Origin of the sequence: Nonomuraea sp. NPDC050383 (assembly GCF_044459125.1) — a bacterium.
Classification (GTDB): Bacteria; Actinomycetota; Actinomycetes; order Streptosporangiales; family Streptosporangiaceae; genus Nonomuraea.
The window spans coordinates 1-22,439 of the sequence record NZ_JBITIP010000009.1; the positions used below are offsets into that span (position 1 = coordinate 1).

Here is a 22,439-nt window from a genome sequence, read left to right on the forward strand (position 1 = left end):
CGGTTACATTCCGAACCCGGAAGTTAAGCTTCCCAGCGCCGATGGTACTGCACTCGGGAGGGTGTGGGAGAGTAGGTCACCGCCGGACAATCTTTGATAGGAGAGGGCTCCACCCGGAGCTTCTCGGGCCAGTGATGGTTCCGGGAGGCGGAGGGTGGGGCCCTTTCTTGCGTTGTACGCATCCCGAGGTGTGCGAGCCCTGACGTTCGGGTCCTGAGGTGCGCGGGTGCGGTTGTAGCACGGGGTATCTCGTCGGTCGGCCATGGGGGCTGTACTGGGCAGTTACGTTGGGGCGGCCTGTGCGTCGTGCTGGCGTTGGTTGAGCTGGCATCCCGTTGGTCCAGTGTCTCTGTTGGACTGGCATTCACGTGGGGCCGGCAGGGGTTCAGGGCCCATCGGTCCAGATGTACCAGGGGCCCTTGAAATGCTCGTACCAGACCTCGTTCGGGCCCGGTACCCGATCCGGGATGTAGGCGAAGCCGTAGCTCTTCCATCCCCAGGTGAATGAGGTGACCATGAACTGCGCTCCTCCCGGGATCTTCTCCGTGTAGCCCACCTGATACAGGCCCCGCCACTGATCACCGCCATCGTCGTCGTCGCGCACCGACCGGGCGTAGCGCTCCAGGCTCGATTCCGACAAGGCGAAGCGCATGTGCAGGGGTGCGTCGACCGTGACCAGCAGCACGGTGCCCAGCACCAGTACGAGTGGGACGAACATCCAGGGCGCCCGCCCCCGCGCGCCCTCACCCAGCAGCGCGGACCAGATGATGGCGAGCGCCAGCCATAACAGCGCCGGCAGCAATGCCCAGTAGGACAGGCCGGGAGCGCTCACCTCAAAGAGCGTCAGAAGCGAGGCGAGTCCGGTGGCGCCGGTGAAAAGCAGGGCGAGGGGTTTGCGAGCGAGGCGCATGGGGTGATCTTTCCCTGGACCGAGGCCAAGCGCATCGGGCCCGGCCGACCTGAAGATCGAGAACGTGTGGCCGAGCGTCGGCGCGACCATAGACCCCGAAACGACAAGATCCCGACTGATCGTGATGATCAGACGGGATCTCGGGGACTGTGCGAAGAATCTGAGAATGGAGCCGTCTGAGGGGCGGCACAGACGGGGGCGAGCGCGAGGTGTCGCGCTCACCCCCTGGGCCCCGGTGTCCCGTCGTTACTTGGGCATGATCAGCAGGGCGTCGCCGACCCCGCGCTCCACCCCGTCCGACGGGTGGTTGACCACCTTGTCGCCCACCACCATGGCCGTGGAGCCGCCGCCGTCCAGGTTGACGGCCTCCTTGGCGCCGAGCCAGCGCATGAACCGGGCCGCCTCGATGAAGTTGGCCCCCACGGAGGCCCCCGGCTGGCGGCCGTCGATGACGGCCACGATGAGGCTGCCGTTGCGGGTCGTGCCGAGCAGGGTGCGCGGGTGCCGGCGGAGGATCATGTTGAGCGAGTCGTGACCGTTGAGCTTGGCCGTGATCTTGGTCTTGCCGTTGCGGACCAGGCCCACGCTGCCGGCGATGACGCTCACGTCCGGGGTCAGCTTGATGGCCGAGCGCTTGCGCAGGTCGACGACCTTGGTGTCGATCCTGAGGGTGGTGCCGTCGGTGGCGTGCGCGGCGAGCCAGTCGGTGGCGACGCCGGTGCCGTGCAGCACCCGCGTGCCGCGCGCCACGTCGGCGCCCGGCGCCCGGGTGCCGACGACCTTGCCGGTGGCGTCGATCACCACGTCGACGCCGTCGTCGGCCGGGGTCTTGGCGCCGAACTCCTCGGTGTAGAGGACCAGCTCGTCCGCGGCGGCGGCCCGGTTGAGGCCGTTGACCGGGCTCTTGGAGCCGTCCTGCGCGATGGCCGTCACCGTGGTGCTGACCTCGGTGATGCGGGCCGTGCGGCCCTTGAGGACGACGGCGGAGCGGCCGGGCACGGCCTCGCTCAGCAGCTTGCCCGCCACCACCGACGCGCCGACCGGCTCTCCCTGGAGGTTCTTGGCGGTGTGGATGTTGAAGAAGCCGCCGTTGACGGCCGCGACCGCGTGCGCGGCCTTGGCCATGGCGGAGACCTTCTCGCGGGCGGCGACGCTGGTACCGAGGGAGGAGGCGTACGAGCCGCGGAACGTCCGGGCGTCGATCATCATGACCTTGACGTTCCACGGGCCGGTGGTGTCGTGGCCGTCGTCGCCGACGTAGTCCACCCTGGACTTCAGGCCGGCGTCCTTGAGCTTGGCCACCATCTCGTCGGCCTTCTTCTTCTCCTCCAGCTTCCACGTGCCGACCCGCACCATGTAGACGGTCTGTGAGGGGGCGTCCGCGACGCTGGGGCGGACCACCTCCACCAGCGTGGCGGTCTCGCCGGCGGCCTCCACCTCGGCGAGCACGGATTCGGCGGTCTGCCGCATCCCGTAGTCACGGCCGCTCGGCATGAGGACGGAGACCGTGTAGCCGTCGGTGGCGCGGCCGGCCTGCACGTCGTACAGGTCGATGCCCTGCGCCACGCTGGTCTGCTTCTTCGTCGGCACGAGCTGAGTCCCCAGCGGGAACTTGGCGGACGGGAACCGGACCGACACCTGGTCCGCGGCGGCGACCGGCGCGGTGGTGACCGTGAGGGCGGCGGCCAGGGACAGACCGGCGGCGAGGGTGCGTCGAGGCATGAAAACTCCAGAGGGCGGACAACGGGCCGCACCATCCTGTCGTGATCATGATCAGCGGGTGAGCGAAACACGCTAATCGGTGGGAGAGGTTACGAGATTGACATCGCCGTCTGGAGCGGGCTTGCCGAGCGATTGGATCTCGTCACGGAGCGTCCCCGAACGGAATGGAGCGTTCCTGAATGAGCCGGCGGCGCCGAGCGGCTCAGCGGGTGTCGCGGCGGAAGGACTCCAGGGCGAGGAGGGCGACGTGGAGGGACAGGCACGACTCGACGTCGTCGAGATCGGTGTCGAGGATGCGTTCGAGGCGGCGGAGCCGGTCGTAGAAGGCCGGCCGGGACAGGTGTGCCTTCTGGGCGGCCACCGCCTTGTTGCGTCCCGCGTCGAGGTAGGTCCGCAGGATCCGGGTGAGGTCGCCGCCGCGCTGGGCGTCGTGGGCGAGCAGCGGCCCGAGCTCCCGCTCGGCGAACGTCTGCAGCCGGGCGTCGTCGCGCAGCAGGTGGAGCAGGCCCCGTAGCCGCAGGTCGGGCAGCCGGTAGAAGGGCCGGCCGTCGGGCTGGCGCACGGCCACGTCGGCCACCTGCTCGGCCTCGAGGAAGCTGCGCCGTACGTCCCTGATGGACTCGACCACGGAGCCGGCCGCGAGCACGAACGAGGCGCCGGGCTTCCACAGGATGCGCAGGCGGTCGGCGACGGCGGTGAGCGCGGGCTCGGCCTGGGTGCGCGGCGGCAGCGGCAGCAGGAGGCCGACGCGGTCCTGGTCGAGCGCGCCGACGAGGGCCGGCAGGCGGGCGTCGCGGCAGGCCGCGGCGGTGGCCTCCGCGAGCTCGCCGAGCTGGGCCTGCCCGTCCAGGGCCTGCTCGACGGGGTCGGTGGGCCGGATGACGATGCTGATCAGCTTGCGGCCGGTGATGGGCACGCCGACGGCGCGGGCGCGGGCGGCGGCCTCGTCCGGGTCGGCGTAGGCGTGGGTGAGGATGCCGGTGAGTATCGTGCCGTGGGCCTGGCGTTCCAGCGACTCCTGGTGGCGTTCGAGCAGGCGGCCCAGGGCGAGGGTGGTCGCGGCACGCTCGGCGAGCACCAGGTCGCGGGGCGAGGGCGGCACGTCGCACAGCAGGATCAGCCGCCCCCAGTCCTGACCGCGGGCGCCGACGGTGGTGACCAGCCAGCCGGAGGCCGGGTCGTACGCTGTGCGCTCGGGCGGGGCCACGGCGCGCGAGCGGGTCTCCCAGCCGGCGAGCAGGACGCCGGTGTCACGGCCGGCCGACTCGCAGGCCAGGACCTGGTGGGCGAGGTTCTCCAGGAGTACGGGGCGCCCCGACAGGCGGGCCACCTGGGCGAGCACCTCGGCCGGCGAGGCGCCCTCGACCGACAGCTCGGTGAACACCTCGTGCAGCTGCTCGGAGGCCCGTAGCTCCTCCAGCTGGATGTCGATGATGCGGGCGTGCACCGACTCGGTGATCTGCACGAACGGCGTCTCGCGGGTCAGCACGACGAGCGGCAGCCCGTGCTGCTCGGCGGCCTTGACGACCGAGGCGGGCAGCTCGCCGACGAACCTGCGCCCCAGCTCCACGATGAGCCCGGCGACGCCCACCGCCGCCAGCTCGCCGATGTAGTCGGCCAGTTTCTCGGGGTCGCTCGGCAGGGCGACCCCGGTGGTGAGCACCAGCTCGCCGCCGCGCAGCAGAGCGGCGATGTCGGCGATCTCGCCGACGTGGACCCACCGCACCTTGCTGCCCAGCCGGTCCCCGCCCGCGACCACCTGCGGGCCGCCCCGGCGAACGGTCTCCAAGGCGAGCACATCGGCGATGGTGGGCAGCACGGACAGAGCCTATCCGATCAGCTTGTAAGATCGGCAATGCACCCATTTACATAGTGATCTATCGGCGGAAGCCGGGGCGCCCGGTCAGCTCCCGTCCGTGAACTCCCGGCCGGGCGGGCGCTCGCGCAGCTCGACCCGGCGGATCTTGCCGGAGATCGTCTTCGGCAGCTCGCCGAACTCCAGCCGCCGTACCCGCTGGTACGGCGCGAGCTCCCGCCGGCAGTGCTCGAAGATCGACCGCGCGGTGTCGTCGGAGGGCTCGAAGCCCGGGACGAGCGTCACGTACGCCTTGGGCACGGCCAGCCGCACCGGGTCGGGGGCGGGCACCACGGCAGCCTCGGCCACAGCCGGGTGCTCCAGCAGGACGCTCTCCAGCTCGAACGGCGAGATGCGGTAGTCGGACGCCTTGAAGACGTCGTCGGTGCGGCCCACGTAGGTGATGTAGCCGTCGGCGTCGCGGGTGGCCACGTCACCGGTGTGGTAGAAGCCGTCGGCATCGGCGCCGCCGGAGCCGCCCGCGTAGCCGGTCATCAGGCCCGCGGGCGGGTCGCCGAGCGACAGGCAGATCTCGCCGTCGTCGCCCGGCCGGCCGGTGACCGGGTCGACCAGCGTGATCTCGTACCCGGGCAGCGGCCGGCCCATCGACCCGGGCTTGACCGGCTCGTCCGGCACGTTGCCGATCTGGGCGGTGGTCTCGGTCTGGCCGTAGCCGTCGCGGATCGTCAGCCCCCACGCCTTGGCCACCTGGTCGATGATCTCCGGGTTCAGCGGCTCGCCCGCTGCGACGGCGGTGCGCAGGGGCAGCCGCCAGGCGGCCAGGTCCTCCTGGATGAGCATCCGCCACACGGTCGGCGGGGCGCAGAACGTGGTGACGGCCTCGTCGCGCAGCACCTCCAGCAGCGCGGCCGCGGAGAAGCGCCGGTAGTCGTGGACCAGCACGGTCGCCCCCGCGTTCCACGGCGCGAACACGCTGCTCCACGCGTGCTTGGCCCAGCCGGCCGAGGACACGTTGAGGTGCACGTCGCCGGGCCGCAGGCCGATCCAGTACATCGTGGACAGGTGGCCCGCGGGATAGGACAGGTGGGAGTGCTCGACCAGCTTGGGCCGGGACGTCGTGCCCGAGGTGAAGTAGAGCAGCAGCGGGTCGCCGGAGCGGGTGGTCCCGTCGGGGACGTGGCGGGTGCTCGCCTCGGCGCTCTCGTGGTAGGGCAGCCAGCCGTACGCGTCGCCGACGGCGATCCGGGTGTACGGCCCGGCGGCGAACTTGCCGGCGTCGGAGGCGTTGGCGATGACGTGGGCGACGCCGGCCCGCTCGACGCGCTCGGCGACGTCCTTGGCCGTCAGCAGCGTCGTGGCGGGGATGACGACGGCGCCGAGCTTCATGGCGGCGAGCAGGCTCTCCCACAGCTCGACCTGGTTGCCGAGCATCAGCAGGACGCGGTCGCCACGCCGCACGCCCTGCTCGTGCAGCCAGTGGGCGACCCGGGAGGAGCGGGCGGACAACTCGGCGAAGGTGAGTGAGACGGGGCCTGCCTGCCCGACGATCCGCAGCGCGACGGCGCCGGGTGTCTCGGCGGCCAGCACTCCGTCGAACCAGTCGAGCGCCCAGTTGAACTCCGCCGGCCGCGGCCAGCGGAACTCCCGGCGCGCGGTCTCGTAGTCGGCGCCCAGCAGCAGGTCGCGCGCGGCGCGGAAGCCGGCTACGCCTGGAAGGTCCAGCCCGTCATGTCCCATGCCCTCAATCTGCTACGAGCGCAGCCGCGCCTCAAGGCCATCGAGCACCGCGACGAGCCCGAAGTCGAAGCTGACCGCCCGCAGCCTGTCGGTCTCGGACACGGTCACCTTCTCGTTGATCTCGACGAGTCGCTCCAGCAGGTCGGGGAAGTCCCTGGCGACGTGCTCGAAGGTCCCGCGCATGGCGTCCATGTCGAGCTCCTCGCCGCCCATCGAGGTGCTCCACGCGATCTCGGGGATGACCGTGCCGAACACGTACGCGGTGAGCGTGGCGTTGGCGTAGTCGATGTCCATGCCGTCGAAGCCGGCCAGCCGGAAGGTCCTGCGCAGCCGGTCGGACATGGCCATCGCGTTGGGGCCGAGGGCGGGCAGGCGGCCGATGAGCGAGCCGACCCAGGGATGGCGGAGCATGACGTGGCGCATGCTGTAGGCGAAGGCGGAGACGGTGTCGCGCCATCCCAGGCTCTCCGGGATCGGCAGGGTGATCTCGCCCCAGATCTCGTCGTAGGCGAGCTCCAGCAGCTCGTCCTTGTTCCCGACGTACCAGTAGATGCTCGTCGCGCCGGCGCCCAGCTTGGCGCCGAGCTTGCGGATGCTGAGCCCGTCGAGCCCCTCGGCGTCGAGCAGCTCCAGCGTCGCGCGGGCGATCTCCTCGCGAGTGCGGCCCGGGGTCCGGGCCGGCCGGGCGTCACGGGTCCAGACGGAGGAGATCTGCTTGCCGGTCATTCCTCCAGGATAAAACCACTCGCACAGCGTACGAGGGTCGTCGTACAGTGTGCGAGTGAAGTCGAACGATGTACGAGATGACTCGAACGATGTGCGAGACCCCCGGCGCTGGTGGACTCTCGTCGTCCTGTGCCTGTCCGTGCTGGTGCTGGGCGTGGACGGAACCGTCCTCAACCTGGCCATCCCCTCGCTGATCCGGGACCTGGGCGCGACCCCGGGCGACATCCAGTGGATCCTCGACGCCTATGTGCTCGCGTTCGCCGGGCTGCTGCTGACCGCGGGCAGCCTGTCCGACCGGTACGGGCGCCGGAAGTTCCTGATCATCGGGCTCGCCTTCTTCGGCGGCGCGTCGCTGCTGGCCGTGCTGGCCTCCGAGCCGTGGCAGCTCATCGGCGCGCGGGCGCTGATGGGCGTCGGCGGCTCGATCCTCATGCCCTCGACGCTGTCCATCCTGATGACCGTCTTCGACGAGGCCGAGCGGCGCAAGGCGATGGCCGCCTGGAGCGCCGTCGCCATGGTGAGCGTGATCGCCGGTCCCACGCTGGGCGGATTCCTGCTCGAGCACTACTGGTGGGGCTCGGTCTTCCTGCTGAACGTGCCGATCGCCGCCCTCGCCATCCTGGCCGCCTTCGTCCTCATGCCCGAGACCCGCAGCTCGGGGCGGCGGATCGACCCGGTCGGCGTGGTCCTTTCGGTCATCGGGCTGAGCGCCGCCGTCTACGTCATCATCGAGCGCGAGTGGAACGTGGCCGGCATCGTGACCGCGGTGCTCGCCCTCGGCGCGTTCGTGGTGTGGGAGCGCCGCCAGGAGCACCCGATGCTGCCGCTGGAGCTGTTCCGCAACCGGAACTTCAGCGGGGCGTCCTTCTCCATCCTGCTCATGTCGTTCGGCGCGGGCGCGGTGATGCTCATGCTGACGCAGTACCTGCAGTTCGTGCTCGGCTACGGGCCCATGCAGGCGGGGCTGGCGCTGCTGCCGTACGCGGTGGCTGCGGCGCTGTTCAACGGCCTGGGCGCGGCGCTCGGGCAGCGGGTGAGCAACCGGGTCCTGGTCGGCGTGGGCCTGGTGGTCATGGCCGGCGGGTTCGTCGTGCTCGCCACGACCACCGGCTACGTGCCGGTGCTGACCGGGCTGCTGGTCATGGGGGTCGGCGGCGGCCTGGCCGGTCCGGCGGCGTACGCCTCGCTCATGGGGGCCATCCCCCTGGAGCACGCCGGGGTGGGCTCGGCGCTGAACGACACGGTTCAGCAGGTCGGCATGGCCATGAGCATCGCGATCCTGGGCAGCGTGCTGGCCGGGGTGTTCACCTCGTCCATGCCGGCCGGCGTGCCCGACGCGGCCAAGGAGTCGATCGGCGACGCGATCCGGCTGGGCTTCGCCGAGCCCGCCCGCGCCGCGTTCACCGACGCCATGCATCTCGGCGCGTGGGTGGGGTGCGGGTTCTGCGTGGCCGCCGCGCTGCTCGCGCTGTCGGTCATGCGGTCGCCGGCCCCCACGGTCGCCCCCGAGCCCGAGCGGGTCTGAGGCGGCACGTCAGCGGAGCCGGGGCTCGCGCATGGCCTCCAGGCTGTCGAGCTTGTGGACGCGCTCGTCGTGGCCGATCTGCCGCAGCAGGTCGGCCACCGACCGCTGGCGGCCGTACTCGGCGGCGTAGGTGCCCGGGTCGGGTACGAGGTCCAGGGCGGGGTTCTCGGCCACGAACGTCATGTACTCGTGCTCGGCGTGGTCCTCGAACTCGGCGTTGAGCCGGTAGGACCAGTCGGGCCGGAGCAGGAACAGCACCCACGACACGTGGTAGTAGAAGAACGAGATGAACCACGGCGCCAGCCTGTGCAGCAGCCATGACTGCTTCTCGCCGTTGCGCTGGACGAGATCCTGCATGATCAGCAGGTGCCACTGCTCGTTGTCCTGGTCGGCGCGGGCCTCCACGATCCGCTCGAACACCCTCCTGGCCAGCGCCGAGCGCCCCGCGTGGCGGTGCACCGCCCAGTAGCCCATCCGCTCCCACGCCTGGTACGGCACGCGGGCGATGATCTCCAGCATGGCGAACTTGGTGAACGAGCCCTGCCGCCCGTACATGAGGTCGACCGGCTTGAACATCATCCGCGCCAGCAGGCTGTAGTCCATGCGCGGGGTGGCGAGCGTGTCGCGCTCGGCCTGCCGGAGCAGGTCGCGGCCGAGCTTCGGGGGGCCGGAGGGCAGCTCGGGGCGCTCAACGGCGGGGTCCAGGGTGATGGTCATGGCGGGTTTCTCCTCGGGTCGTCGTCGTGATGATCCGATCGTGGCGGAGGAGGACCCCTCCGGTCGTCGGCCGCCGGTGGTCTTCGGTGGTGCCTCGCGCGGCGTACCGCCGGCGCGTCCCGTACGCCCGGAGGCGCACGGGACATCCCCTAGGGGGCGGACAGCATGAGGTCCTGTTGTCATGACATACACTGGTTCGGAGCCCAGAGACCCACCCGACAGCATGTAAGGCGATGCGGCGGCACGCCGACAGGTTGCCGGTGGGGGGAACCCTGCGAGGACGGGATACTCAGAACATGTCGGAGCTTCTCGCGCGCCACCGGGCCGTCATGCCCAACTGGCTGGCCCTCAACTACAACGAGCCCATCGAGATCGTCGGCGGCAAGGGCAACCGCGTCGTCGACGCCGACGGGAAGAGCTACCTCGACTTCTTCGCCGGCATCCTCACCAACATGATCGGCTACGACGTCCCCGAGGTGCGTGAGGCCGTCGAGCGCCAGCTCGCCACGGGCGTCGTCCACACGAGCACGGTCTACCTCCTGCGCGGCCAGATCGAGCTGGCCGAGAAGATCGCCCGCCTGTCCGGCATCCCGGACGCGAAGGTCTTCTTCACCAACTCCGGCACCGAGGCCAACGAGACGGCCCTGCTGCTGGCCACGTACGCCCGCAAGAGCGACCAGGTGCTGGCCATGCGGCAGAGCTACCACGGGCGCAGCTTCGGCGCGATCGGCGTCACCTCCAACCGCGCCTGGAAGAACAACTCGCTCTCCCCGCTCAACGCGCACTTCCTGCACGGCGCGGACCGGCACCTCGCCCAGTTCCGCGGCCTGTCCGACGCCGAGTACATCCAGGTGTGCGTGGACGACCTGCGCCACGTGCTCGCCACCGCGGTCGCCGGCGACGTCGCCGCGCTGATCGCCGAGCCCATCCAGGGGGTCGGCGGCTTCACCATGGCCCCCGACGGTCTGTTCGCCGCCTACAAGGAGGTCCTGGACGAGCAGGGCATCCTGCTGATCTCCGACGAGGTGCAGACCGGCTGGGGCCGCACCGGCAGCGCGTTCTTCGGCATCCAGAACCACGGCGTGACGCCCGACATGATGACGTTCGCCAAGGGTCTCGGCAACGGGTTCGCCGTCGGCGGCGTCGTCGCCCGCGGCGACCTCATGGACGCCCTGCCCGCGGTGGGCCTGGCCACGTTCGGCGGCAACCCGATCTCCATGGCCGCCGCCAACGCCACGCTCGACTACGTCCTCGACCACGACCTCCAGGCCAACGCCGCCCGCACCGGCGCCCTCATCACGGACGGCCTGCGCGCCGCCGCCGAGCGGCTGCGCGTCGTCAAGGACGTGCGCGGCAAGGGCCTCATGTTCGCCGTCGAGCTGGAGACCCCGGCCCAGGCCGCCCGCTTCATGGAGGAGACCAAGCGGGCCGGCCTGCTCGCCGGCAAGGGCGGCCTGTACGGCACCGCCATCCGCATGGCACCGCCCCTCACCCTCACGATGGACGAGGCCGCGGAGGGGCTCGGCATCATCGTCCACGCACTCGAAGTCATCAACGCGGAGGCGGCAGCCCAGTGAGCCCAGCGAAGGACGGCGCAGTGAAGTCAGTGCAGCACTGGATCGGCGGAGCCCTCACCGGCGGCGACGGCCGTACCGGGGACATCTTCAACCCGGCGACCGGTGAGGTGAGCGGGCACGTGGCGCTGGCCTCCGTGGAGGAGGTGGACGCGGCGGTGGCCGCCGCGTCCGCGGCGTTCCCCGCCTGGCGGGACGCGTCACTGGTCAAGCGGACGCAGGTGCTGTTCCGCTTCCGCGAGCTCATGAACACCCACCGCGACGAGCTGGCCGCGCTGATCTCCGCCGAGCACGGCAAGGTGCACTCCGACGCGCTCGGCGAGGTGGCCCGCGGGCTGGAGGTCGTCGAGTTCGCCTGCGGCATCCCGCACCTGCTCAAGGGCGGCTTCTCCGAGGGCGTCTCGACCCGGGTCGACTCCTACTCGATCCGCCAGCCGCTCGGGGTCGTGGCCGGCATCACGCCGTTCAACTTCCCGGCCATGGTGCCGATGTGGATGTACCCGATCGCGATCGCCTGCGGCAACGCGTTCGTGCTCAAGCCGTCGGAGAAGGATCCGTCGGCGTCGCTGCTCATGGCCCGGCTGTGGCAGGAGGCGGGGCTGCCCGACGGCGTGTTCAACGTCGTTCAGGGCGACAAGGAGGCGGTGGACCGGCTGCTGGAGCACCCGGACGTGCGGGCCGTCTCGTTCGTCGGCTCCACCCCGATCGCCCGCTACGTGTACGAGACCGGCACCTCCCACGGCAAGCGCGTCCAGGCGCTCGGCGGCGCCAAGAACCACATGCTCGTGCTCCCGGACGCCGACCTCGACCTGGTCGCCGACTCGGCCGTCTCGGCCGGCTTCGGCTCGGCCGGTGAGCGGTGCATGGCGATCTCCGTCGTGCTGGCCGTGGACCCCGTCGGCGACGAGCTGGTCGAGAAGATCTCCGAGCGTGTCGGCAGGCTGGTGATCGGCCCGGGCGACGACCCGAAGGCGCAGATGGGGCCGCTGGTCACGCGCGAGCACCGCGACAAGGTCGCCTCCTACCTCGACCTCGGCCTCCAGGAAGGCGCCAAGCTGGTCGTGGACGGCCGTGAGAGCTCGGTCCTCGGCGGCGGCAAGGCGTCCGAGGCGCCCGGGTTCTGGCTGGGCCCGACCGTGCTCGACCACGTGCCGGCGGGCTCGCGGGTGCACACCGAGGAGATCTTCGGGCCGGTGCTGTCGATCGTGCGCGTCTCGTCGTACGAGGAGGGCGTGCGGGTCATCAACGACGGCGAGTACGGCAACGGCACCGCCATCTTCACCAACGACGGCGGCGCCGCCCGGCGCTTCCAGAACGAGGTGGAGGTCGGCATGATCGGGATCAACGTGCCGATCCCGGTGCCGATGGCGTTCTACAGCTTCGGCGGCTGGAAGGCGTCGCTGTTCGGCGACACGCACGTCCACGGCAGCGAGGGCGTCCACTTCTACACCCGCGGCAAGGTCGTCACCTCCCGCTGGCTGGACCCCTCCCACGGCGGGGTCAACCTCGGCTTCCCCACCAACGCGTAGTCCCCGCGACCCCCACCGGGGAGGGACACGCGTCCCTCCCCGGTCCGCGCCCCGGTAAGCTCCAGGTCACGACAAGGGTCGCGGACAAGGGGGACCACGTTGGATCGCCGCACACCCGTCCTGGCGCTCGCCGCGACGGTCCTCGCCGCGGGCCTGGGCGCGGCGAGCCCGGCATCCGGCGCCGCCGTCCCGCTCCCCGGGGCGAGCGCCACCCGGGTGTCCCTTCCGGCGCCGCGCAGCGCCGCGACCGGCACGCCGTCGCCCACCGCGAGCGTCAAGCCGCGCAAGTCCACGTCCCCGCAGGGCCCGGTCCAGAGCGACGGGACGCTGCAGATCCTCACCTACCGCGGCTACGCCGACTACTCCGGCACCACCGGCGAGTTCGAGAAGACCACCGGCTGCCGCATCGCCCGCTACGACACCGTGCAGACCGCCGCCCAGATGGCCGCCCAGGTCGGGCAGCGGCCCTACGACGTGATCTCCGCCGGGCCCGTGCTGGCCGCCGACCTCATCGCGGGCAAGCAGGTGCAGCCCGTCGACCCGGCCAAGGTGCCCGGCTACGGCGACCTCACCAAGCGCTTCCGCGACATGACGGTCCGCTCGGGCAAGGTCTACGGGGTGCCCTACCTGTGGGGCTTCCACGAGTTCCTGTACGACTCCTCCCGGGTCAAGGGCGACCCGACGCTCAGGGACGTCTTCGGCTCCGGCCACGTCGCGCTGCGCGACACCCCGCTGACCATCGCCGACGCGGCCCTGGCCGACGGGGTCGAGGGCGACCCGTTCGAGCTCGGCAAGGACGAGCTGGGCAGGGCCGCCGGCCTGCTGGAGGAGCAGCCCGGCCGGGAGTACTGGACCGAGCCGCTGGACCTGGTCAAGGGCTTCGCCACCGGCTCGCTCGACTACGCCCAGGCCACCCCGTACTACCGCCTGCTGCTGCAGGAGGCCGGCCGGCCGGTCAAGGCGGTCGACGCGCCGCGCACCACCGGCTGGGTCGACTCCTGGATGCTGGGCGCCGGAGTGCCCAACACCGAGTGCGCCTACCGCTGGCTCGCCTACACCGCCACGGCCGCGGTCCAGCGCAAGGCCGTCGCCTGGGTGGGGCTGGCCCCGGCCAACCCGAAGGCGTGCGCCAAGGCCACCCGGCGCGTCTGCGACGCGTTCGGCGTCGACGACCCGGAGCGCCTCGACCGGGTTGCCTTCGCCACCCGCCCGCCCGACGGGTGCAAGCCCAAGGACGGCTGCCCGGCGTACGCCGCCTGGGAGAAGCGGTGGCACGCGCTCGTCAGGTGACCTCCACCGCAGGTGGGAGCCCTGCGTGCGCATGTCGTCAATTTAGACTGAATGACCAGTCAGTCTCGACTGAATGACCAGTCAGTGAGTAGGGTGCTCAGCATGAGAATCCTCCTGGTCGGCGCAGGCGGGGTCGGCTCCGCCGTGGTGCCCATCGCCGCTCGCCGAGATTTCTTCGAACACATCGTGGTCGCCGACTCTCAACAGAGCCGGGCGGCCCGTGCCGTCGCCGCCGTGGACGACCCGCGCTTCACCGCGATCGCGCTCGACGCCTCCGACCGCGCCCAGGTCGAGGCGGCCCTCCGTGAGCACCGGTGCGACGTGCTGTTCAACGCCGTCGATCCCCGGTTCACGATGCCGCTGTTCGAGGCGGCGTTCGCCGCGGGGGCGCACTACCTCGACATGGCCATGTCGCTGTCGAAGCCGCACCCGAGCGACCCGTACCGCAAGCCGGGGCTGAAGCTCGGCGACCGGCAGTTCGCGCTCGACGGCGAGTGGCGGGGCGCGGGCCGGCTGGCGCTGGTCGGCATGGGCGTCGAGCCGGGCCTGGCCGACGTGTTCGCCCGCTACGCCGCCGACCACCTGTTCGCGAGCATCGACGAGGTCGGGGTCCGGGACGGCTCCAACCTGGTCGTGGACGGCTACGACTTCGCGCCCACGTTCTCCATCTGGACCACGATCGAGGAGTGCCTGAACCCGCCCGTGGTCTGGGAGGACGGAAGCTGGCGCACCACGGAGCCGTTCAGCGAGCCCGAGGTGTTCGACTTCCCGGCCGGCATCGGCCCGGTCGAGTGCGTGAACGTCGAGCACGAGGAGGTCGTGCTCGTGCCCCGCTGGATCCCCGCGCGCAAGGTGACGTTCAAGTACGGGCTCGGCGACGAGTTCATCGGCGTGCTCAAGACGCTGCGCAAGCTCGGCCTCGACAGCGCCGAGAAGGTGCGCGTGGGCGGCGCCGAGGTGGCGCCGCGCGACCTCGTGGCCGCCCGCCTGCCCGACCCGGCCACGCTCGGCGAGCGCATGCACGGCAAGACGTGCGCCGGCACCTGGGTGAAGGGCCTCGGCAAGGACGGCGTGCCGCGTGAGGTGTACCTGTACCACGTGGTGGACAACGACTGGTCGATGCGGGAGTACGGCTCCCAGGCCGTCGTGTGGCAGACCGCGGTCCACCCCGTCGTGGCGCTGGAGCTGGTCGCGCGCGGCGTCTGGAAGGGCGAGGGCGTGCTCGGGCCCGAGGCGTTCGACGCCGTCCCGTTCCTCGACCTGCTCCACGAGTACGGCTCCCCGTGGGAGATGCGCGAGACCCGGCTGGCCGCCGCCTAGGGCCTGCCGGAGGGCACGTGGACGCCCGGCTTGCCCCGTCCGCGGCTCGGCCGTCCGCGGGCTCAGCGGGCCGGGAAGGCGAGAACCGTGCCGAGCGCAGCGGGCAGCAGCGCCTCGGCGCAGTCGGCGCAGGCCAGCACGGCGGAGTCGTCGGGCAGGCGGCCCACGCGCACGCGCGGTCTCGGCCACCGCTTGTGGCAGACGGCGCAGGCATCGCCATCGCGCTGCGCCCAGCTCAGATCGTCAGGGTCGAACGTCAACATGTCCTGCGCCGTTCCTGTCGGGCCCCAGTTCATCACGCTCCCCGAGGTGATCGCGCACCCGTGCACCGGATCCGTTATAACCCCGGCCGCTCTCGTGATCGTCTAGCTGGACGTCAAGCCAGAGTGAATTCTCTACCCGACCCGCATCTCTAAAGCCCATAAAAACGGGCATCCAGCCACAAGCCGGATGCCCGTTTTGTAACAATTCTACTATGTAAAGGGTCTACAGCTCGGCGAGCGCCTTCTCCAGGATGCCGAGGCCCTCCTCCAGCAGGTGCTCGGGCATCACCAGCGGCGGCAGGAAGCGCAGCACGTTGCCGTAGGTGCCGGCCGTGAGCACCAGCAGGCCCTCCGCGTGGCAGCGCCGGACCACCTCGGCGACGGCCGCCGGGTCCGGCTCCTTGGTGCCGGGCCGTACCAGCTCGATCGCGATCATCGCGCCGCGGCCGCGCACGTCGCCGATCACGCCGAAGCGCTCCTGCATCGAGCGGAGGCGGGGCAGCATGATCTCGCCGATCCGCCGGGCCCTGGCGACCAGGTCCTCCTCGGCGATGGTCTCCAGCACGCCCAGCGCCGCCTCGCAAGCCAGCGGGTTGCCGCCGTACGTGCCGCCGAGGCCGCCCGGGTGGACCTTGTCCATGATCTCGGCGCGGCCGGTCACCGCGGCCAGCGGGAGACCGCCCGCGATGCCCTTGGCCGTGCAGATGAGGTCCGGCACGACGCCCTCGTCCTCGCAGGCGAACAGGTCACCGGTGCGCGCGAAGCCCGTCTGCACCTCGTCGGCCACGAACACGATGCCGTTCTCGCGGCAGAACTCCGCGATCCGCGGCAGGAAGCCCTTGGCCGGCTCGATGAAGCCGCCCTCGCCCGCGATCGGCTCGATCACCACGGCGGCCACGTTCGTCGCGCCGACCTGCTTGGTGATCATGTCGATGGCCTGGGCGGCTGCCTCCTCGGCGCAGTTCTCCGGGCCGGTCGGCCAGCGGAACGGGTAGGCCAGCGGCACCCGGTACACCTCGGGGGCGTACGGGCCGAAGCCCTGCTTGTACGGCATGTTCTTGGCCGTGAGGGTCATCGTGAGCAGCGTGCGCCCGTGGTAGCCGTGGTCGAACACCACGACCGCCTGCCGGCCGGTGGCGTACCGGGCGATCTTGACCGCGTTCTCGACGGCCTCGGCGCCGCTGTTCACCAGGAAGGTGCGCTTGTCGTGGTCGCCGGGGGTCAGCTCGTTGAGCTTCTCGCAGACCTGCACGTACGACTCGTACGGCGTGACCATGAAGCAGGTGTGGGTGAAGTCGGCGACCTGCTTCTGGACCCGCTCGACCACCCGCGGGGCGGAGTTGCCCACGTTCGTGACGGCGATGCCGGAGCCGAAGTCGATCAGCGCGTTGCCGTCGGCGTCCTCCACCACGCCGCCCCCCGCGCGGGTCACGAAGACCGGGAGGGTGGTGCCGATGCCGTGCGGCACGGCGGCCTGCTTGCGGGCCAGCAGCTCCTGCGACCTGGGTCCGGGGATGGCGGTGACGAGACGGCGCTCCTGCGGGATGCTCATAGGTCAGACGGTACGGCCCGCTCCTACCTGCGCCGATACGTCGATATGGCACACTGGGGGCACTTGCCTTCGCCGGAATGGACAACTCTCTCGGATGGCGCCTTCGCTTCGGGTCGTGGTGCGACGGATGGGGCTGCGGCCGCTCGCCGGGTCGATCGAGGGGATCGTGGTCCGGTGGGTCGCGGTCAGCGAGCTGGAGGATCCGACCCCGTACCTGGAGGGGGACGAGCTGCTCCTGACCACCGGAATGCGCCTCGAATCCGATTTTTCCGGATATGTCGCCCGATTGGTGGCGCGGGGGGTCGCGGGGCTCGGCTTCGGGGTCGGCCTGACGCACGACGAGGTGCCGCCGGGCCTGGTGCGGGCCGCCTCGCAAGCAGGGCTCCCGCTGCTGGAGGTGCCGCGCGAGACGCCGTTCATCGCGATCGGCAAGGCGGTCAGCGAGCTGCTGGCGGCCGAGCAGTACGACGAGATCAAGCGCGCCTTCGCGGCGCAGGGCCGCCTGACGCGCGCCGCCCTGCGTCCGGAGGGGCCGCACGCGGTGATCGACCGGCTGGCCAAGGAGATCAGCGGGTGGGCGGCGCTGCTGGACGAGGCCGGAGAGGTCCGCCACGCGACACCCGGCGCCCAGGTCGGCACGGTGACGGCCGAGCTCGGCCGCCTGGGCGCGCTGCCCGGCCGGCCCGATGCGCAAGGCGGACGACCGGGGGCGTCGGCGGCTCAGGCGGGGCGGCCCGCCAGCCTGGCGCTTTCCGGGCCAGAGGGACACACGGTGGTGCTGCCGCTCGGCGGGGGGCCACGTCCGCGCGGGTTCTTCGCGGCCGGCGCGCCCCGGCCCTTCTCGCCGGTGGGTCACACGGTGCTCAACGCCGCCGCCTCACTGCTCACGCTGGCGCTCGAACAGGGCGGAGCCCGGCTGGAGGCGGAGCGGCGGCTGTACTCGGCCGTACTGGAGCTGCTGCTCGCCGGGGCGTACGAGCAGGGGCGCGCGGTGCTGGACCCGGTCGGCGTACGGCTGCCCGAGGAGCCGCTGACCGTGCTGGCGGCCCGGGCGGAGACCCTGGAGGTCCTGGAGGAGGCCCTGGAGCCCCACGCCTTCACGGCCCTGCTTCCGGCGTCCCCGGCATTGTCGGCGTCCCCGGCGTCTCCCGCGCCGGGCGGGAAGGCGCACAGTGCCGATCCTGCGGCGGCACGCGGCAGGGCCGGGGGCGAGAGGCTGGTGGTGGCCGTCGTGGGGGAGGGGGGCGCCGAGGAGGTGGCCGCCTTCGCCGGTGGGCCCGTCGGTGTGAGCGCCCCCTGCTCGTACGGCGAGCTGGCCGGCGCCCTCGACCAGGCGCGCCGCGCGCTGGCGGCGGCCGGCGACGGTGAGGTGGTGCGGTTCGCCGACCTGGCCGGGCAGGGGCTGCTGAGGCTGCTCGACCCGGGCGCCGCGCGCGCGTTCGCGGACGCGCTGCTCACCCCGCTCACCCGGTACGGCTCGCGCGCCGACCTCGTCGAGTCGCTGCGCGCCTACCTGAGCTGCAACGGCCACTGGGACGCGGCGGCCCAGCGGCTCGGCGTGCACCGCCACACCCTGCGCTACCGGATGCGGCGCGTGGCCGAGCTGCTCGGACGGGACCTCGACGACCCGGGCGTACGGGCCGAGCTGTGGATCGCGCTGGCGGCCACCGCTTCCTCCGCGCGGCCGCCCGCTGACGCGCCTACTGCTTCGACACCAGATAGCAGCAGATCGTCGCCGTAGTGACCGCCTCGTAGGTGTGGGCGTCGCGCAGGTGGCCGGCTCGTTCGAGGCTGACGGCGCCCTGCGCCGCCGCCCAGAGCGCGTCGGCGATCTTGCGCGGCTGGGTCGGGACGAGATAGCCCGCCGAGATGCAGTCGGCGATGACCCGGTCGAGGATGTTCAGCGCGGCGCGGGCCAGGGTTCTGGCGCGCTCGCTCGGCTCGAATCCGGGGATGGCCCGCTCGAACATGAGGCTGTAGTAGCCGGGCTCGGCCAGGCACGCCTGACGGTAGGCAGGACCGAGGGCCGACAGGTACTCGAAGGGGTTGTCGCGCTGCGGCACGGCATCCAGGAACCGCCTGAAGCGCTCGAAGCCCTCCAGGTAGAGGGCCTCGGCGAGTCCCTCCCGGTTGCCGAACATCGTGTAGATCACGGTGGTGGTGCAGCCGGCCTCGCTGGCGATCCTGCGCATGGTCAGGCTCTCCGGCCCGTCGCTCACCAGCAGGTTGACGGCGACATCCAGGAGCCTGGAACGCAGCTCGTCGTGGCTCGCCCGTTCGCCCAGCAGGTAGGCGCCCTGAAGTCCAAGCGGCGCCGAGGAGGTCATGGGCCCACGCCTTTCTGCTCGGGGGCCCACCGCGCTGGAGACCCGCACACGTTGACTTAGCCAGGGCGGGGATGATTCAAACCGCTCCGCACGGTAAACATCCCGAATTAGGTCTACTTCTGTTACATGGTGGGTAAAGGAGGGGGTCCGGACGAGGTCGGCGGACGCCGTCCTCTTTCGCGCGGCGACGGGAGCAGAAAGCCGGGGTCACCGGTCGGGGCCGAGGACGCGGTCGACGAGGTCGCGCATGCTCGCGACGACCTCGTCCCTGTCGTACGGCGCCGTGCCGGAGATCATGTCGTGCAGGGCGCCGTGCACCCCGTGGTAGGCGATGCGGGCGAAGACCTCTGGCGTGCCCGGTCGTAGGACTCCGGCGGTCATCCCCCGTTTGATCGCCTCAGCCAGCAGGTCGATGACCTGCTGGTTGGTCTCCCAGCACAGGGCGAGGGCCTTGGCGTCGGCGGAGCCGTAGACGACGCGGTGCAGGCCGGCGTGCTCCATGGCGTGGTCGATCAGGCGCTCCAGCAGCGCCGTGAGCACGTCGATCCAGTCGTCCTGGGGCGTCCGGTCGGCGAGGACGGCTTCGGCGAGTTGCAGATAGCCGGCCACGTACCGCTCCCAGAGGGCGGCCACGACCTGCTCCTTGGCCGAGAAGTGCAGGTAGAAGCTGCCCTTGGCGACCTCCGCCCGCGCGGTGATGTCGCTGACGGTGGAGTCGGCCACCCCGCGCTCGGTGAAGACGTCCATGGCCGCGTCCAGCAGCTCGGCGCGGCGTTCGCCGGCGGGCTTGATCACGCGTTTGCGCGCGGTCTCCGGGCCCCTGCTCATGGCCATGCCTCCACGATCGCTTGACTGACCGTTGGTCATTCGTACAGACTGACCAGCGGTCAGTTGACTGACCAACGGTCATTAGCTTACACGCCCCCCTTCCCGAAGGAGTGACAACCCATGCGCCTGCGCTCCGCGCTCGCCCTGGCCGCCACGGCGGTCGCCCTTCCTGCTCTGCTGAACCGCTCCCGCGGTGAGACCGTCCCGATGGACGCCCGCGCCAGGCAGGACGCGCCCGGGTCGTTCGTCCGGCTCCGCCACGGCACGACACACGTCGTGACGGACGGCCCCGAATCGGGAGAGCCGATCCTGTTCATCCCCGGAGCGACCCTGTCCCTGTGGGTGTGGGACGGCCTGTTCGAACGGCTGGCCCGGGCCGGATACCGCACCATCCGCTACGACCGCTACGGCCTCGGCTTCAGCGACCGTCCCGAGGTGGAGTACAACCAGCAACTGTTCGAAGAGCAGATCATCGACCTGCTGGACACGCTCGGCGTCGACCGCCCGGTGACACTCGTCGCCCTGGCGTTCGGCGGGCCGATCGCGGCCGAGTTCGCCGTGCACCACCCCGAACGGGTCGCCCGCCTGTGCCTGGTCTCGCCCGACGGTTTCGCCACCCCGCTCAACCGCGGGCTGCGCCTGGCCATGCTGCCCGGCATAGGTCTGCCCTTCTTCCAGGTCTTCGGGGACCGGGCGTTGAAGTCCCGCCTGCCCGGCTACTCGCGCGACCGGCGGGTGGTGGCCCGCATCCAGGCGCGCCTGCTGCCGGAACTTCGCTACCAGGGCTTCAAGCGCAGCCTGCTCTCCGCGCTCGGCAACGTCCCCTTCCACGGAGCCGAGTACCTGTATCGGTTCGTCGACACCCGAGACGTTCCGGTTCAGGTGGTGTGGGGACGCCAGGACCCCGTGACCCCGATGCCGCCGGAGGAGGTCCTGCGCACCGTGTTCTCCCGCGCCGACCTCCGCCTGCTCGACGGTGTGGGGCATCTGCCGCACTACGAGCGTCCCGACGAGACCGCCGCGATCGTCCTGGACTTCCTGCGGGCACACCAGGAGCCTGCGTGACTTCGGGTTGTACGCACCGGCGGGCCGCTTCGGGGGGTTTGTGCGTCGTGGCCAAATCGGCCGAAGGTCGCGGTGGCATAACGTCAGAGGTATGGACGTGCGCACCTTCTGGCTCGCAGGACGCCCCGCCACCGGGGACACCGAGCTCACCGTCACCAATCCTCTCGACGGTCGCGAGGTCGGCAGGCACTCCGTGCCGACCGACGCCCAGGTCGAGGAGGCCGTCGCGGCCGCCGCGGAGGTGGCCCGGCAGGCAGCCGCGCTGCCCGTGCACGTGCGCGCGGAGGCCCTGGCCCACGTGTCGCGCCGCCTCGCCGAGCGGGCGGACGAGATCGCCCGGCTGATCACCGCCGAGAACGGCAAGCCCATCCTGTGGGCGCGGGGCGAGGTCGCCCGGGCCGTCGCGACGTTCCGGTTCGCCGCCGAGGAGACCCGTCGCTGGTCGGGGGAGGTGCAGCGGCTCGACACCGAGCCGGCCGCCGCCGGCCGGCTGGCCTACGTCTCGCGCGTGCCGTACGGGCCGGTGCTGGCGATCACCCCGTTCAACTTCCCGCTGAACCTCGTCGCCCACAAGGTCGCGCCCGCGATCGCCGTCGGCGCGCCCGTGATCGTGAAGCCGGCGCCCGCAACGCCGCTCACCTCGCTCGTGCTCGGCGAGATCCTGGCGGAGACCGACCTGCCGGCCGGGATGTTCTCCATCCTGCCGGTCGAGAACGACCGCGCCGGCGCGCTGGTCCAGGACCCGCGGCTGCCCGTCGTGTCGTTCACCGGCTCGGCGCCGGTCGGGTACGCGATCGCCGACCAGGTTCCGCGCAAGCACGTGACCCTGGAGCTCGGCGGCAACGCCGCGGCCGTGGTGCTGGCCGACGCCGACCTCGACTGGGCGGCCACCCGCGTCGCGCTGTACTCCAACTACCAGGCCGGCCAGAGCTGCATCGCCGTGCAGCGGGTCATCGTCGAGGAGCCGGTGTACGACGCGTTCGTCGAGCGGCTGCTCCCGGCCGTCGGCGCGCTCGTCACGGGCGACCCCGCCGACGAGAAGACCCAGGTCGGACCGCTCGTGTCGCAGGCGGCGGCCGAGCGGGTCGAGCAGTGGGTCAAGGAGGCGGTGGACGGCGGCGCCCGTGTGCTCGCCGGCGGCACCCGGGAGGGCGCCACCATCACGCCCACGGTCCTCGCCGACGTGCCCGCCGACGCCAAGGTGGCGCGCGAGGAGGTCTTCGGCCCCGTCATGATCCTCCAGCGGGCCGCGTCGATGGACGAGGCGTACGCCATGGTCAACGACTCGGCGTACGGGCTGCAGGCCGGGGTGTTCACGCGGTCGCTGGACGCGGCCTTCCGGGCCAACCGGGAGCTGGAGGTGGGCGGCGTCATCATCGGTGACGTGCCGTCGTACCGGGCCGACCAGATGCCGTACGGCGGGGTGAAGGACTCGGGCGTCGGCCGCGAGGGGCTGGCCTCGGCGATGAGTGACCTCACCTACGAGAAGGTCATGGTGATCACCGGGCTCACCCTCTGACGGTCCGTCACGGCCGGCC

The 22,439-nt window shown here is 71.4% G+C and carries 18 protein-coding genes and 1 rRNA gene; 9 read left to right on the forward strand and 10 right to left on the reverse strand.

The annotated features are described in order from the left end of the window. A 5S ribosomal RNA gene (rrf, locus tag ACIBG4_RS22630) occupies positions 1 to 88 on the forward strand; the annotation flags it as partial. A 297-nt stretch (positions 89 to 385) separates the two neighbouring features. Here rrf and ACIBG4_RS22635 read toward each other — a convergent pair. The 5 genes from ACIBG4_RS22635 to ACIBG4_RS22655 all read right to left on the reverse strand — a co-directional run bounded on the left by ACIBG4_RS22635 (position 386) and on the right by ACIBG4_RS22655 (position 6,911). Next, entirely contained in the window at positions 386 to 1,000 is a 615-nt protein-coding gene (locus tag ACIBG4_RS22635) for a hypothetical protein (RefSeq protein WP_397203464.1), read from the reverse strand. A gap of 156 nt (positions 1,001 to 1,156) precedes the next feature. Beyond that, the gene (locus ACIBG4_RS22640; protein WP_397203465.1) at positions 1,157 to 2,632 is read right to left on the reverse strand and encodes a phosphodiester glycosidase family protein; all 1,476 of its coding nucleotides are present in this window, start codon (positions 2,630 to 2,632) and stop codon (positions 1,157 to 1,159) included. 202 nt (positions 2,633 to 2,834) lie between these two features. Further along, complete coding sequence (locus ACIBG4_RS22645; RefSeq protein ID WP_397203466.1) at positions 2,835 to 4,451, reverse strand: PucR family transcriptional regulator; 1,617 nt, start codon at positions 4,449 to 4,451, stop codon at positions 2,835 to 2,837. 84 nt (positions 4,452 to 4,535) lie between these two features. Further along, positions 4,536 to 6,185 (reverse strand): AMP-binding protein, encoded by a 1,650-nt coding sequence (locus ACIBG4_RS22650; RefSeq protein ID WP_397203467.1) that lies wholly within the window; start codon positions 6,183 to 6,185, stop codon positions 4,536 to 4,538. A gap of 12 nt (positions 6,186 to 6,197) precedes the next feature. Further along, positions 6,198 to 6,911 carry a TetR/AcrR family transcriptional regulator gene (locus ACIBG4_RS22655; protein WP_397203468.1) on the reverse strand — a complete coding sequence of 238 codons (714 nt, stop codon included), beginning with the start codon at positions 6,909 to 6,911 and terminating at the stop codon, positions 6,198 to 6,200. A gap of 55 nt (positions 6,912 to 6,966) precedes the next feature. Here ACIBG4_RS22655 and ACIBG4_RS22660 point away from each other — a divergent pair, with 55 nt between their 5' ends. After that, positions 6,967 to 8,436 carry an MFS transporter gene (locus ACIBG4_RS22660; protein ID WP_397203469.1) on the forward strand — a complete coding sequence of 490 codons (1,470 nt, stop codon included), beginning with the start codon at positions 6,967 to 6,969 and terminating at the stop codon, positions 8,434 to 8,436. Between the two features lie 9 nt (positions 8,437 to 8,445). Here the strand turns inward: ACIBG4_RS22660 and ACIBG4_RS22665 are convergent, their stop codons facing one another. Continuing rightward, the gene (locus ACIBG4_RS22665; protein WP_310716628.1) at positions 8,446 to 9,153 is read right to left on the reverse strand and encodes an alternative oxidase; all 708 of its coding nucleotides are present in this window, start codon (positions 9,151 to 9,153) and stop codon (positions 8,446 to 8,448) included. Between the two features lie 296 nt (positions 9,154 to 9,449). On the opposite strand from ACIBG4_RS22665, the gene ACIBG4_RS22670 reads away from it, so the two are divergent. The 4 genes from ACIBG4_RS22670 (at position 9,450) to ACIBG4_RS22685 (ending at position 14,866) form a co-directional block, all read left to right on the forward strand. Beyond that, a complete protein-coding gene (locus tag ACIBG4_RS22670) occupies positions 9,450 to 10,730 on the forward strand; it encodes an aspartate aminotransferase family protein (RefSeq protein WP_397203470.1) in 1,281 nt (426 codons plus the stop codon). 20 nt (positions 10,731 to 10,750) lie between these two features. After that, a complete protein-coding gene (locus ACIBG4_RS22675; protein ID WP_397203471.1) occupies positions 10,751 to 12,256 on the forward strand; it encodes a CoA-acylating methylmalonate-semialdehyde dehydrogenase in 1,506 nt (501 codons plus the stop codon). A gap of 99 nt (positions 12,257 to 12,355) precedes the next feature. Continuing rightward, the gene (locus tag ACIBG4_RS22680) at positions 12,356 to 13,546 is read left to right on the forward strand and encodes an extracellular solute-binding protein (RefSeq protein ID WP_397203472.1); all 1,191 of its coding nucleotides are present in this window, start codon (positions 12,356 to 12,358) and stop codon (positions 13,544 to 13,546) included. Between the two features lie 102 nt (positions 13,547 to 13,648). After that, on the forward strand, positions 13,649 to 14,866 hold the full coding sequence (locus ACIBG4_RS22685) for a saccharopine dehydrogenase family protein (protein ID WP_397203473.1): 1,218 nt from the start codon (positions 13,649 to 13,651) through the stop codon (positions 14,864 to 14,866). 62 nt (positions 14,867 to 14,928) lie between these two features. Here the strand turns inward: ACIBG4_RS22685 and ACIBG4_RS22690 are convergent, their stop codons facing one another. Continuing rightward, positions 14,929 to 15,129 (reverse strand): hypothetical protein, encoded by a 201-nt coding sequence (locus ACIBG4_RS22690; protein ID WP_397203474.1) that lies wholly within the window; start codon positions 15,127 to 15,129, stop codon positions 14,929 to 14,931. Between the two features lie 223 nt (positions 15,130 to 15,352). Beyond that, a complete protein-coding gene (gene gabT, locus ACIBG4_RS22695) occupies positions 15,353 to 16,681 on the reverse strand; it encodes a 4-aminobutyrate--2-oxoglutarate transaminase (protein ID WP_397203475.1) in 1,329 nt (442 codons plus the stop codon). A gap of 115 nt (positions 16,682 to 16,796) precedes the next feature. On the opposite strand from gabT, the gene ACIBG4_RS22700 reads away from it, so the two are divergent. Then, entirely contained in the window at positions 16,797 to 18,422 is a 1,626-nt protein-coding gene (locus tag ACIBG4_RS22700) for a PucR family transcriptional regulator (RefSeq protein WP_397203476.1), read from the forward strand. Here ACIBG4_RS22700 and ACIBG4_RS22705 read toward each other — a convergent pair. Together ACIBG4_RS22705 and ACIBG4_RS22710 are read right to left on the reverse strand one after the other, a co-directional pair. Then, positions 18,382 to 19,008 carry a TetR/AcrR family transcriptional regulator gene (locus ACIBG4_RS22705; protein ID WP_310716613.1) on the reverse strand — a complete coding sequence of 209 codons (627 nt, stop codon included), beginning with the start codon at positions 19,006 to 19,008 and terminating at the stop codon, positions 18,382 to 18,384. The two genes, ACIBG4_RS22700 and ACIBG4_RS22705, sit on opposite strands and share 41 nt — an antisense overlap. Before the next feature lie 207 nt (positions 19,009 to 19,215). Then, on the reverse strand, positions 19,216 to 19,836 hold the full coding sequence (locus ACIBG4_RS22710) for a TetR/AcrR family transcriptional regulator (RefSeq protein WP_397203477.1): 621 nt from the start codon (positions 19,834 to 19,836) through the stop codon (positions 19,216 to 19,218). A gap of 120 nt (positions 19,837 to 19,956) precedes the next feature. On the opposite strand from ACIBG4_RS22710, the gene ACIBG4_RS22715 reads away from it, so the two are divergent. Next, complete coding sequence (locus ACIBG4_RS22715) at positions 19,957 to 20,901, forward strand: alpha/beta fold hydrolase (protein ID WP_397203478.1); 945 nt, start codon at positions 19,957 to 19,959, stop codon at positions 20,899 to 20,901. A gap of 91 nt (positions 20,902 to 20,992) precedes the next feature. Continuing rightward, a complete protein-coding gene (locus ACIBG4_RS22720) occupies positions 20,993 to 22,420 on the forward strand; it encodes an aldehyde dehydrogenase family protein (protein ID WP_355449356.1) in 1,428 nt (475 codons plus the stop codon). Positions 22,421 to 22,439 lie beyond the last annotated feature (19 nt).

Excerpts from the sequence above, each read along its gene's own strand:
- ACIBG4_RS22635 (WP_397203464.1), bottom strand. The coding sequence starts at position 1,000 with ATGGTCGCGCCGACGCTCGGCCACACGTTCTCGATCTTCAGGTCGGCC.
- ACIBG4_RS22640 (WP_397203465.1), bottom strand. The coding sequence starts at position 2,632 with ATGCCTCGACGCACCCTCGCCGCCGGTCTGTCCCTGGCCGCCGCCCTC.
- ACIBG4_RS22650 (WP_397203467.1), bottom strand. The coding sequence starts at position 6,185 with ATGGGACATGACGGGCTGGACCTTCCAGGCGTAGCCGGCTTCCGCGCC.
- ACIBG4_RS22655 (WP_397203468.1), bottom strand. The coding sequence starts at position 6,911 with ATGACCGGCAAGCAGATCTCCTCCGTCTGGACCCGTGACGCCCGGCCG.
- ACIBG4_RS22665 (WP_310716628.1), bottom strand. The coding sequence starts at position 9,153 with ATGACCATCACCCTGGACCCCGCCGTTGAGCGCCCCGAGCTGCCCTCC.
- ACIBG4_RS22670 (WP_397203470.1), top strand. The coding sequence starts at position 9,450 with ATGTCGGAGCTTCTCGCGCGCCACCGGGCCGTCATGCCCAACTGGCTG.
- ACIBG4_RS22685 (WP_397203473.1), top strand. The coding sequence starts at position 13,649 with ATGAGAATCCTCCTGGTCGGCGCAGGCGGGGTCGGCTCCGCCGTGGTG.
- ACIBG4_RS22690 (WP_397203474.1), bottom strand. The coding sequence starts at position 15,129 with ATGTTGACGTTCGACCCTGACGATCTGAGCTGGGCGCAGCGCGATGGC.
- gabT (WP_397203475.1), bottom strand. The coding sequence starts at position 16,681 with ATGAGCATCCCGCAGGAGCGCCGTCTCGTCACCGCCATCCCCGGACCC.
- ACIBG4_RS22705 (WP_310716613.1), bottom strand. The coding sequence starts at position 19,008 with ATGACCTCCTCGGCGCCGCTTGGACTTCAGGGCGCCTACCTGCTGGGC.
- ACIBG4_RS22710 (WP_397203477.1), bottom strand. The coding sequence starts at position 19,836 with ATGAGCAGGGGCCCGGAGACCGCGCGCAAACGCGTGATCAAGCCCGCC.
- ACIBG4_RS22715 (WP_397203478.1), top strand. The coding sequence starts at position 19,957 with ATGCGCCTGCGCTCCGCGCTCGCCCTGGCCGCCACGGCGGTCGCCCTT.
- ACIBG4_RS22720 (WP_355449356.1), top strand. The coding sequence starts at position 20,993 with ATGGACGTGCGCACCTTCTGGCTCGCAGGACGCCCCGCCACCGGGGAC.